This is a genomic window from Endothiovibrio diazotrophicus, assembly GCF_054657215.1.
On record NZ_BAAHXB010000030.1, the window covers coordinates 39793 to 51091 of the forward strand.

Here is an 11299-nt window from a genome sequence, read left to right on the forward strand (position 1 = left end):
GGGGGCGACCACGAAGGGCAGGAAGAGGCGTTGAGGCGTAGGTTGGGTTGAGCGTCAGCGAAGCCCAACGTGACGGCTGGAGCGTCAACCCAATCTACGTATTCTTCTCCGCGCCTTTGCGCCTCCGCGTCCTCCGCGTTGAGCATCCGTCGTTCGAAGGGACGCCGAATCACCCCTTGCTGCGGAAGATGCGCAGCACCGAGCGGTGGCCGCGCAGCTTGCGGATGATGGCGGCGAGATGGTCGCGGTTGCGTACGGTGATGACGAAGTTGAGGGTGGTGGTGAGCCCGTCGCGCTCTTCCATGGTGACGTTCTCGATGTTCGATTCGGTGTCGGAGATGGTCGCGGCGAGCGTCGCCAGCACGCCGCGGCGGTTGGCCACCTCGACGCGGATCTCCACCGGGAACTCGCCCTCCACCTCGGGCTCCCACTGCACCTCCAGCCAGCGCTCGGCCCGTCCGCGGTGTTCGGCGATGTTGCGGCAGCTCTCGTTGTGGATGACGATGCCGCGCCCCGAGGTGATGAAGCCGACCACCGGGTCGCCGGGGATCGGGTGACAGCACTTGGCGTAGTTGACCACCATCCCCTCGGTGCCCTTGATCGCCAGGGGGCGGAGGTGGCCCTCTTCGACGAAGCTGTTGGGGCGCTCCTCGCGCTGCGGCAGCAGGCGGCCGGCGACCAGCGGGGCCATCCGGTTGGCCAGGCCGATGTCGGCGAGCAGGTCGTCGAGGTTCTCCAGTCCGGTCTCCTCCAGCAGGGTGGCGAGCAGCCCGGGGGCGAGCGATTCGATGGTCTGGTTGTGGCTGGAGAGCTCCTTCTCCAGCATCCGCCGGCCGAGGGCCACCGCCTCGGCCCGTTGCAGGTTCTTCAGATAGTGGCGGATGTTGGTGCGCGCCTTGGCGGTGACCACGAAGTTGAGCCAGGCGGGATTGGGGCGGGCGCCCTGGGCGGTGATGATCTCGACGGTCTGGCCGTTCATCAGCGGCGTGCGCAGGGGCATCAGCCGGCGGTTGATCTTGGCGGCGACGCAGGTGTTGCCGACGCCGGTATGCACCGAGTAGGCGAAGTCGACGGCGGTGGCGCCGCGGGGCAGCTCGAGGATCTCGCCGTTGGGGGTGAAGACGTAGACCTCGTCGGGGAAGAGGTCGATCTTGACGCTCTCGAGGAATTCGAGCGAGTTGCCGGCGGACTTCTGCATCTCCAGCAGCTCGCGCAGCCATTCGCGGGCCCGCTCCTGGGTGGAGCCGCCGGAGTCGCCGGTCTTGTACTTCCAGTGGGCGGCGATGCCGGCCTCGGCGACGTGGTCCATCGCCTCGGTGCGGATCTGCACCTCGATCGGTACCCCGTAGGGGCCGAACAGCACGGTGTGCAGCGACTGGTAGCCGTTGGCTTTGGGAATGGCGATGTAATCCTTGAAGCGGCCGGGCAGCGGCTTGTACAGGTTGTGCATGGCGCCGAGCACGCGATAGCAGGTGTCGAACCGGTCGACCACGATGCGGAAGGCGTAGACGTCGAACACCTCCGCGAAGGGGAGGTCCTTGTTCCTCATCTTGCGGTAGATGCCGTAGAGGTGTTTCTCGCGGCTGGCGGTGCGCGCCTGGATCCCCTCCTGCATCAGGCCGCGGCGGATCGCGGTCTCGATCTTGCCAAGGATCTCGCCGCGGTGACCGCGGGCCTTCTTCACCGCGTTGCGCAGCACCTGGTAGCGCATCGGGAAGTAGGCGGCGAAGCCGAGGTCCTCCAGCTCCAGGCGCACCTGGTTCATGCCCAGCCGGTTGGCGATTGGGGCGTAGATGTCGAGGGTTTCGCGGGCGATGCGGCGGCGTTTGTGGGGGGGCATGGCGCCGAGGGTGCGCATGTTGTGCAGCCGGTCGGCGAGCTTGATCAGGATCACGCGGATGTCGCGCACCATCGCCAGCAGCATCTTGCGGAAGTTCTCCGCCTGCGCCTCGGCCTGGGATTCGAACTGGAGTTCGGTGAGCTTGCTCACCCCGTCGACCAGCTCGGCCACCTCCTCGCCGAACAGCTCGGCGATGCGCGCCTTCGAGGTGCCGGTGTCCTCGATCACGTCGTGGAGCAGGGCGGCAGTGATGCTGGGGGGGTCGAGGCGCTGCTCGGCGAGAATGGCGGCGACCGCCACCGGGTGGGAGATGTAGGGTTCGCCGGAGCGGCGCTGCTGATCGGCGTGGGCGTCGGCGCTGAACAGGTAGGCGCGGTAGACGTCGCGGATCTGCTCCTCCTCCAGGTACTCCTCGAGCTGGATGCAGAGATCGCCGATGCGGTAGTCGGGGCTGACCACCGGGCGGGGGCGTCCATTTCCCCCACGAGCGGTGTTGTTGTTCGGTGCGGCGAGTGGAGTGGCGGGTCGGGCGGATGGGGGCATCGGTGCGCTCACGTTGACCCGACAGGCTTCCAAGTTATTCGTCGATCATCGGCGGCTCTTCCGCCGCGGCGGCCGCCTCGCTGGCGCCGATCAGCTCGCGCTGGGCGGCGATCTCCTCGTCGGAGGGGGTCTCCAGCCCCTCGGCGATCTCGCGCAGGGCGATCACGGTGGGCTTGTCGTTCTCTTCCTCGACCATCGGCTGGGCGCCGTTGGCGATCTGGCGGGCGCGCTTGGTGGCGGCCAGCACCAGGTGGAAACGGTTCTCCACGTTGTCGAGGCAGTCTTCTACGGTGATACGCGCCATGGTGTTCAGGACTCCGGCAGGGGCCCGGCCGTGAATCCGGCGGGGCGAAACTGAAAGGAACGCATTAGTCTACTGAATCCATCGGATTCCCGCCAGATCCCGGAGGACGGACAATTCCCGGCGGTGAGCCGTCTATGGGGTACGGGGCCGGGCGGAAGGGCGCGAGGATTACCAGGCGCCTGTCGGACTATGGATGAATTGGCCGCGAAAGTGGGATGACGGCCCAGCCCTCCCGCAGCTCGATCCCCCATAGTCCGACAGGCTCCTAGCCGAGGATGTCGCGGATCAGCGCGGCGTGGCGGAGCGCCTGGTGGTCGCGGCGCAGGCGGTGGGCGAGGAACAGGGTGCGCAGCTCGGCGAGCGCCACGTCGAAGTCGTCGTTGATCACCAGGAAGTCGTACTCGTCGTAGTGGCTCATCTCGCTCTGGGCGTCGCGCATGCGCCGACTGATGATCTCCTCGCTGTCCTGGCCGCGGCCGCGCAGGCGCTGCTCCAGGGCGCTGTGGGAGGGGGGGGCGATGAAGATGCTGACGTTGTCGGGCAGTGCCGTACGCACCTGCCGCGCCCCCTGCCAGTCGATCTCCAGGATCACGTCGACGCCGGAGTCGAGCTGGTCGAGCACCGCGCTCTTCGAGGTGCCGTAGAAGTTGTCGAAGACCTGCGCGTGCTCCAGGAAGTCGCCGGCGGCCAGCTTCCTCTCGAACGCCTCCTTGGCGACGAAGTGATAGTGGACCCCGTCCTCCTCCCCCGGCCGGGCGGCGCGGGTGGTGTGGGAGACCGACACCCGGATTCCCTCGGTCGACTCGATCAACGCCTTCACCAACGAGGTCTTCCCCGCCCCGGAGGGCGCGGAGACGATGAACAGGGTTCCGGGAGCTTGGGGTTGTCCGGTCATGATCGGTGGATCCTCATGAATTCAATACTCTTCAAAATGATAGGAATGGCGGTAGCCATTCCTATTCGATGTTCTGGATCTGCTCGCGCATCTGCTCGATCAGCACCTTCAGTTCCACCGAGGCGCGGGTGGTCTCGGTGTCGGCGGATTTGGAGCCGAGGGTGTTGGCCTCGCGGTTGAGTTCCTGCATCAGGAAATCGAGGCGGCGGCCGGCCGGCTCCTCCTCGGCGAGCACCCGGCGCACCTCGGCGACGTGGGTGGTGAGCCGGTCCATCTCCTCGTCGACGTCCATCTTCTGGGCGGCGAGCACCATCTCCTGCTCCAGCCGCTGCTCGTCCAGCTCGCCGCGGATCTCCTGCAGGCGGGCGGCGAGCCGTTCGCGCAGCCGGGCCAATACCTCCGGCAACCGTTCACGCACCGTCGTCACCACCGGTTCCATGGCGTCGAGACGCTGGTTGACCAGTTCTTCCAGGCGCGCCCCTTCGCGGGCGCGGGTCTCGGCCAGCTCGTCGAGGGTCTCGTCGAGCACGCCGAGGGCGGCCTCCCGGGCGGGGGTGAGGTCGCGCTCCACCGGCTGGGCGACGCCGGGCCAGCGCAGCAGGTCCATGCCGGAGATGGGGGCGGGGTCTTCCAATAGCTCGTCGAGCTCCATGCAGACCTGGGCCATCTGGGCGGCGAGCACGGTGTCGATGCTGATCTCGCTGCTCGCCTCGGCGCGGAAACGCAGCGACACCTCCACCTTGCCCCGCCCGAGACGGGCGCCGACCCGCTGGCGCACCGCAGGTTCCAGGGCGCGGAACTCCTCGGGCAGGCGCACCGTGAGCTCCATATAGCGGTGGTTGAGGGAGCGGATCTCCCAGGTCAGCGCGCCCCAGTTCTTTTTCAGGGTGCGGGTGGCGAAGGCGGTCATGCTCAGGATCATGGGGCGGTTCCGGGGTGTCGGTTACTGGTACACGCGAAGGATGGCTTTGCTTCTGATGGTCGTGCCGTTGGTGTTGAAACAAACCGCCAACCGAGTCTTCGGCGGCTATTTCCATCGCGACGCGGTGGGGCGATGGTAAGCTTTGCGCCCACCCAATGAAACACCCCGAGGAGTCCCCATGCGTCCCAGTGGCCGTGCCCCCGACGAGATGCGCGCCGTGCGCTTCACCCGCAACTTCACCATGCATGCCGAGGGCTCGGTGCTGGTGGCCTTTGGCAACACCCGGGTGATCTGCACCGCCAGTGTGGAGGAGCGGGTGCCGCCGTTTCTCAAGGACCAGGGGCAGGGCTGGGTGACCGCGGAGTATGGCATGCTGCCGCGGGCCACCAATACCCGCGGTGCCCGCGAGGCGGCCAAGGGCAAGCAGGGGGGGCGGACCATGGAGATCCAGCGGCTGATCGGCCGCAGCCTGCGCGCCGGAGTCGACCTGCAGGCGCTGGGGGAGCGCACCATCACTCTCGACTGCGACGTGATCCAGGCCGACGGCGGGACGCGCACCGCCTCCATCTCCGGTGCCTGGCTGGCGCTGGCCGACGCCTGCGGCAAGCTGGCGGCGGAGGGTCGGATCGCCGCCTCGCCGCTGAAGGCGCAGATCGCCTCGGTCTCGGTGGGTATGCGCCAGGGCACGCCGATCCTCGACCTGGACTACCCCGAGGACTGCTCGGCGGAGACCGACATGAACGTGGTGATGAACGACGAGGGCCACCTCATCGAGGTGCAGGGCACCGCCGAGGGGCACCCCTATTCGCGCGCGGAGCTGAATGCGATGCTCGATCTGGCGGAGAAGGGGATCGGCGGGATCATCGCCGCGCAGAAGGTGGCGTTGGCGGGCTAGGAGCCTGTCGGACTATGGATGAATCGGCCGCGAAAGCGGGATGGCGGCCCTGCCCTTTTCCGAAAATCCTCGTCAAATAGCTCACTATTCTCCTCGAGTTTTCGAAAAATTGGGGCCGCCCTCCCACTCCCGCGACTCGATCCCCCATAGTCCGACAGCCTCCTAGTAGTCCGTCGTCAGAGCAGGACCTTGAAGAGGATGGTGGCGGAAATGGCGAGGTTGAAGCCGACCATCCACGGTAACGCCGTTGTCCCTTTCGTGCTTTAATCTCCCCCCATGAATTCCCGTCCTACCGCGCCCCATCTCACCATCTATCGTCTCCCGCCGCTGGCTTGGCTGTCGGTGTTCCACCGGGTCACCGGGGTGGCGCTCGCCGGGGCGGCCGTCGGTCTGGCGCTCTGGCTGGTGGCGCTGGCGCTGGGACCGGTGTGGTTCGCTCGGGTTCAGGGGCTGCTTGCCTCGTGGATCGGGCAGTTGGGGCTTGCGGCGGTGCTCTTCGCGCTGTGCTACCACCTGTGCAACGGGCTGCGTCACCTGGCCTGGGATCGCGGTTACGGTCTGGCGCTGCCGGTGGCGCGGGTTACCGGGGGCGTGGTGGCGGTCGCGGCGGCGCTGCTCACGGCGGGGGTGTGGTGGTGGCTGAGCTGAACGGCGCCCGCCGTCACTGGGTGGTGTTGCGGGTCACCGCGGTGGCGCTGGTGCCGCTGCTCGGCTGGTTCCTCTGGTCGCTGGCGGGGATGGCGCGGGTGGACTACCCGACGGTGCACGAGTGGCTCGCCCGGCGGGAGAACGGTTCGCTGATGATCGTGCTGGTGGCGACGCTCTTCTTCCACGCCCGCCTCGGCCTCGACGAGGTGATCGGCGACTATCTGAAGGGGACGCTGCGCGACCGGGTGCGGCGCGTGGCGCGCATCCTCACCGGCCTGCTCGCCTTGGTGGCGGCGTTGGCGGTGATCCAGGTGGGGCGGGGCGGATGAGTTACGCGATCGTCGATCATGTCCATGACGTGGTGGTGGTGGGGGCCGGCGGCGCCGGCCTGCGCGCCACCCTCGGCATGGTCGAGGCGGGGCTCGATACCGCCTGCGTCACCAAGCTTTTCCCGACCCGCAGCCATACCGTTGCCGCCCAGGGGGGGATCGGCGCGGCGCTCGGCAACATGGCCGAGGACGACTGGCGCTGGCACTTCTATGACACGGTGAAGGGCTCCGACTGGCTCGCCGACCAGTCGGCGGTGGAGTACCTCTGCCGCGAGGCGATCCCCACGGTGCTCGAGTTGGAGCACTACGGGGTCCCCTTCTCGCGCACCGCGGATGGGCGCATCTACCAGCGCCCGTTTGGCGGCCACACCCGGGCGCGGGGTGGCGAGCCGGCGGCGCGGGCCTGCGCCGCCGCCGACCGCACCGGCCACGCGATCCTCCACACCCTCTATCAGCAGTGCCTCAAGCAGGGTGCCCGCTTCTTCGTCGAGTACCTCGCCCTCGACCTGATCATGGACCACCACGGCGCCTGCCGCGGGGTGCTCGCCTGGAATCTGGCCGACGGCACGCTCCACCGCTTCCGCGCCCAGCGCACGGTGCTCGCCACCGGCGGCTACGGCCGCGCCTGGTTCTCCACCACCTCCGCCCACACCGTCACCGGCGACGGCCAGGGGATGGTGGCCCGCGCCGGCCTGCCGTTGCAGGACATGGAGTTCGTCCAGTTCCACCCCACCGGCCTCTACCGCTACGGCCACCTGATCTCCGAGGCGGCGCGCGGCGAGGGCGGCTACCTCACCAACGGCGCCGGCGAGCGCTTCATGGAGCGCTACGCACCCCACGCCAAGGACTTGGCCGCGCGCGACGTGATCTCGCGGGCGATCACCCTGGAGGTGCGCGAGGGGCGCGGTGCCGGGCCGGAGCGGGATCACGCGCTGCTCCATCTGGAGCACCTGGACGCCGATGCGTTCACCTACAAGTTGCCGGCGATCACCGAGAACGCCGAGACCTTCGCCGGGGTCGACCCGCGCCGCGAGCCGATCCCGGTACTCCCCACGGTCCACTACACCATGGGCGGCATCCCGACCAACGTCCACGGCGAGGTGCTGCACCCGACCCCCGAAGACCCCGATGCGGTCTGTCCCGGCCTGATGGCGATCGGCGAGTGCGCCTGCGTCTCGGTCCACGGCGCCAACCGGCTCGGCACCAATTCGCTGCTGGAAATCGTGGTCTTCGGCCGCGCCGCCGCCCGGCGTGCCGCCGCCACCGTCGACCCCACCGATCCGCTGCCGCCGCCGGATCCGGAGCTGGAGGAGCGCGCCCTCGCCCGCTTCGACGCCCAGCGCCACGCCGCCGGCGGCCAGCGGCCGCAGGCGCTGCGGCTGGCGATGCAGCGGGCGATGCAGGCCAACGCCACGGTGTTCCGCACCGAGGCGGTGCTGAAGGAGGGGGTCGCGGCGATCGACCGGGTGTGGATGGATCGCGACGACCTCGGCGTCGGCTCCAGCACGCTGGCTTGGAACGCCGAGCTGATCGACGCCCTGGAACTGGACAACCTGCTCGCCTGTGCCTCCGCCACCCTCCATTCGGCGCTGGCGCGCACCGAGAGCCGCGGCGCCCACGCCCGCGACGATCACCCCGCGCGGGATGACCAGGGGTGGCTGCGGCACACCCTGGCCTGGCAGTTCGAGGGCAAGGTGGCGCTCACCTACCGGCCGGTGGATCTCGCCACCTCGGGCGAGGTGGAGCCGGTCCCGCCGGCGGAGCGGCACTACTGATGGCCGACCTGAAGATCCCCCGCCCGCCGCTCGCCCGCGAATGGCCCAAGCCCGAAGGGGCCAGGGTGCAGGCCTTCGATATCTACCGCTACGACCCGGATCGCGGCGACCCGCCGCGGGTCGAGCGCTTCTGGCTCGATCTCGACCGCTGCGGCCCGATGGTGCTCGACGCCCTGGCGGCGTTGCGCGAGATCGATCCGACGCTCGCCTACCGCCGCTCCTGCGCCGAGGGGGTGTGCGGCTCCTGTTCGATGAACGTCGATGGGCGCAACGCCCTGGCGTGCAGCACCCGCGTCGAGCTGCGCGACCGTCCGATCACGATCTTCCCGCTGCCCAACCGCCCGGTGATCCGCGACCTGGTGGTGGACCTCGGTCATGTCTATGAACAGTACGCGTCGATCGAACCGTGGCTGAAGAACGAGGACGGGCACACCCCCGCCGATGGTGAACGACGCCAGTCCCCCGAAGAGCGGGAGCGGCTGGAGGGCCTGTGGGAGTGCATCCTCTGCTTCTGCTGCCAGACCTCCTGCCCCAGCTACTGGTGGAACGAGGAGGAGAACTTCCTCGGCCCGGCGCTGTTGCTCCAGGCCGAGCGCTGGCTTGCCGATAGCCGCGACACCGCCACCGACGCCCGCGCCGAGAAACTGGCCGAGGGCCAGCAGCTCTACGCCTGTCGCACCATTCTCAACTGTTCCGCCGCCTGTCCCAAGGGGCTCGACCCCGGTCGCGCCGTTGCCCAAATCAAACGCCGCACCCTGTAGGAGCGGCCCCAGGCCGCGATGGTGCGAAGTGCGGTGGTTGATCCTGCTTGCGGGAGAAACGGAGGCGGCGCCATCGCGGCCTGGGGCCGCTCCTACGGGAAGGGACGTGGCGCGATGTGATGGCTCCAGCGTGGGAACGCATCCGGGGACGCTCCAGCGCCGCGTATCTCACCGATCCGATCCCGCGCCGAACGCGACGCTGGAGCGTCGCTGCCTGCGTTCCCACGCAGGAGCATGGGAACGATCAAAAAATACGCGGCCAAGGCCGCGTTATTTTCGTAGAGCGAATCGGGGTTCAGTCTGTGATCACCACTGGCTGGCCTCTGCTTTGGCTTTCTCCCGGGCAATGCGCATCTTTGTCTCCACCTCACGCCGTTCCTTGCCGAGCTCGATGCCTCGCTCGCAGTCGTGTCGCACGGCAACACCCTCCAACGCATTGAACTCGCCCTTCAGGCGGGAGTATTCGGCCGCTTCCGGGCCGTCTCCCCCTTCAAGCGCGAACAGCGCTGGCCAGAACAGGATCATGCCGATGGCCATGGCCGCTTCGTCGTTGCTCGCCTTCTCGTGCAGAGAGGCGTTGAGGTCCTGGGTACGATTGAAGTTGGAGGTCATCTCCGCTTCGATCTCGTTGCAGGTCATCTTTTCGTAGCCGGCGCTGGATACCTGAGCGGCCGAAATCTTGTCGGGTCGGGAGGCGCAGGCGCTGAGTAGGGCGGCGGAAAGGGCAATCACAAGCAGCTTTTTCATTATCAGTCTCGTCGGTGGTCATAGGAAGGAACGTTGGTGCGGAGGAAGTGGGTCTCCGCGGATGGGATTATCGTGCCTGCGAGTCCTCTGGATCTATAGGATATTTCTCAATTTTCTAAGAAATTTCTTACAATATACTGATGGCTGACGCACTCGTGTGCGTCCCAAAGTTGCGTTGCCGGAGTCTGTTTGGGTGCTCGGTTTCGCTTCCTGGTGGGACGGTCGGAGAGAACATGCCGAGAATCGCCCGCAAACACGAGCGGGTCCGCCTCAACCTCGAACCATCGCGGCCTAGGAGCCTGTCGGGCTATGGGGGATCGAGTCGCGGGAGCGGGAGGGCGGTGCCCGTTTTTCGAAAATTTGAGGAGAATAGTGAGCTATTTGACGAGGATTTTCGGGAAACGGGTGCCGTCATCCCGCTTTCGCGGCCGATTCATCCATAGTCCGACAGGCTCCTAGGGGCCGCTCCTACAGGAGAAGGTGGTGCTGACCGTTGAGCGCAACAATCGCTCGCTTGGCGAAGGGGCCGGGGCTTGAGCATGCGGCGGGAGGATCGAGCCGCGGACGACGCCGATCCGTGCTGCCGGCAGGCGACGGAACTGGCGGGGCTGGCGTGGGGCTTCGCGCTCGCCGCGCTGCTGCTGGCGCTGGCGGCGGCCCTGGCCCACGCCCTGCTGCTCCCCGGGAGCGGTGAGGCCCACCCCTTCGTCGCCATCGCCGGGACCCTGCTTTTCGGCCTGCTGCTGTTGCTGGATCTGGTCTCCGCGCTCATCGCGATGGTGACCTCGCTGCTGGCGCTACGCCGGGTGCGGGGGCGCAAGGCGCCGGCGGCCCTGGTGGTTTCGCTGGTGGTTCTCCTCTACTGGATGATCGGGGGGCAATAGGGGGTGCCGGGGCGGTTTGGGGTTCTCCCCAGGTGTGCGCCGGTTGCTTCCAGTGTTATCGTCTGCTTGGATAAGATGAATAAGCGTCCAAAAAACACCGAGGAGGTCGTCGCCGTGAATTCCGTTTCCACCCTTCGTTCCGCTCTTGCCGCCGTTGCCCTTTCGCTGCCGCTGGCCGGCTTTGCCGGCGGCCACTCCATCACCAAGGACCTCGACCAGGTCACCGTCAAGCAGGACGGCAAGGAGGTGGTGATCACCCGCAATCAGGAGCACCGCGCCTGCCCGCCCTTCTGCGTCCAGCCGATCCAGATCGCGCCGGGCGTCGAGACCCTCGGCGAGCTGGAGGTGCTGAGCTACCTGAAGAGGATGTCCGACGGTGACGACTCGATCCTGGTGGTCGACTCGCGTACCCCCGAGTGGCTTGCCCGCGGCACCATCCCCGGCTCGATCAATGTGCCGTGGACCCGCATCAGCGCCGAGAGCGCCACCGCCTGGGACACCAACGCCGCCGACACCTTCCGTGAGGAGATCGCCAAGTTCGGGGTCGCCGACCACAAGGGGATGCTCGACTTCTCCGGCGCCAAGACCCTGGTGCTGTTTTGCAACGGCGCCTGGTGCGCCCAGTCGGCGACCAACGTGAAGACCCTGCTCAAGCACGGCTATCCGGCCGACAAGCTGAAGTGGTACCGCGGCGGGATGCAGTCGTGGACCGACCTGGGGCTGACCGTGGCCAAGTAGTTCGTCCACCGGGGGCTA

General features: G+C 67.7%; 12 protein-coding genes. 7 read left to right on the plus strand and 5 right to left on the minus strand.

Annotated features, from left to right (window positions below):
* Window positions 1-169: 169 nt before the first annotated feature.
* The 4 genes from spoT to ACYQ2W_RS10000 form a co-directional block, all read right to left on the minus strand.
* Window positions 170-2395 (minus strand): bifunctional GTP diphosphokinase/guanosine-3',5'-bis pyrophosphate 3'-pyrophosphohydrolase, encoded by a 2226-nt coding sequence (gene spoT / locus ACYQ2W_RS09985; protein ID WP_459865821.1) that lies wholly within the window; start codon window positions 2393-2395, stop codon window positions 170-172.
* A 22-nt stretch (window positions 2396-2417) separates the two neighbouring features.
* Complete coding sequence (gene rpoZ / locus ACYQ2W_RS09990; RefSeq protein ID WP_459865823.1) at window positions 2418-2687, minus strand: DNA-directed RNA polymerase subunit omega; 270 nt, start codon at window positions 2685-2687, stop codon at window positions 2418-2420.
* A gap of 265 nt (window positions 2688-2952) precedes the next feature.
* A complete protein-coding gene (gmk, locus tag ACYQ2W_RS09995; protein ID WP_459865825.1) occupies window positions 2953-3582 on the minus strand; it encodes a guanylate kinase in 630 nt (209 codons plus the stop codon).
* A gap of 61 nt (window positions 3583-3643) precedes the next feature.
* Window positions 3644-4504, minus strand: coding sequence for a YicC/YloC family endoribonuclease (locus tag ACYQ2W_RS10000; protein ID WP_459865827.1), 861 nt, complete (start codon window positions 4502-4504; stop codon window positions 3644-3646).
* A 178-nt stretch (window positions 4505-4682) separates the two neighbouring features.
* Between ACYQ2W_RS10000 and rph the strand changes: the two genes are divergently transcribed.
* From rph to ACYQ2W_RS10025, 5 genes are all read left to right on the plus strand, one after another.
* Window positions 4683-5399: a ribonuclease PH gene (rph, locus tag ACYQ2W_RS10005; protein ID WP_459865829.1), complete on the plus strand. Its 717-nt coding sequence runs from the start codon at window positions 4683-4685 to the stop codon at window positions 5397-5399.
* Between the two features lie 276 nt (window positions 5400-5675).
* Complete coding sequence (sdhC, locus tag ACYQ2W_RS10010; RefSeq protein WP_459865831.1) at window positions 5676-6047, plus strand: succinate dehydrogenase, cytochrome b556 subunit; 372 nt, start codon at window positions 5676-5678, stop codon at window positions 6045-6047.
* Entirely contained in the window at window positions 6035-6376 is a 342-nt protein-coding gene (gene sdhD / locus ACYQ2W_RS10015) for a succinate dehydrogenase, hydrophobic membrane anchor protein (protein ID WP_459865833.1), read from the plus strand. The genes sdhC and sdhD overlap by 13 nt, the downstream gene beginning before the upstream one ends.
* The gene (gene sdhA / locus ACYQ2W_RS10020; RefSeq protein WP_459865835.1) at window positions 6373-8151 is read left to right on the plus strand and encodes a succinate dehydrogenase flavoprotein subunit; all 1779 of its coding nucleotides are present in this window, start codon (window positions 6373-6375) and stop codon (window positions 8149-8151) included. Before sdhD ends, sdhA begins: the two co-directional genes overlap by 4 nt.
* A complete protein-coding gene (locus ACYQ2W_RS10025) occupies window positions 8151-8912 on the plus strand; it encodes a succinate dehydrogenase iron-sulfur subunit (protein WP_459865838.1) in 762 nt (253 codons plus the stop codon). Before sdhA ends, ACYQ2W_RS10025 begins: the two co-directional genes overlap by 1 nt.
* A 306-nt stretch (window positions 8913-9218) precedes the next feature.
* Here the strand turns inward: ACYQ2W_RS10025 and ACYQ2W_RS10030 are convergent, their stop codons facing one another.
* Window positions 9219-9659 carry a hypothetical protein gene (locus ACYQ2W_RS10030; RefSeq protein WP_459865841.1) on the minus strand — a complete coding sequence of 147 codons (441 nt, stop codon included), beginning with the start codon at window positions 9657-9659 and terminating at the stop codon, window positions 9219-9221.
* Window positions 9660-10192: 533 nt separating this feature from the next.
* Between ACYQ2W_RS10030 and ACYQ2W_RS10035 the strand changes: the two genes are divergently transcribed.
* Both ACYQ2W_RS10035 and ACYQ2W_RS10040 read left to right on the plus strand, forming a co-directional pair.
* Window positions 10193-10543, plus strand: coding sequence for a hypothetical protein (locus tag ACYQ2W_RS10035; protein ID WP_459865843.1), 351 nt, complete (start codon window positions 10193-10195; stop codon window positions 10541-10543).
* 114 nt (window positions 10544-10657) lie between these two features.
* Entirely contained in the window at window positions 10658-11281 is a 624-nt protein-coding gene (locus ACYQ2W_RS10040) for a rhodanese-like domain-containing protein (protein ID WP_459865846.1), read from the plus strand.
* Window positions 11282-11299: the final 18 nt, after the last annotated feature.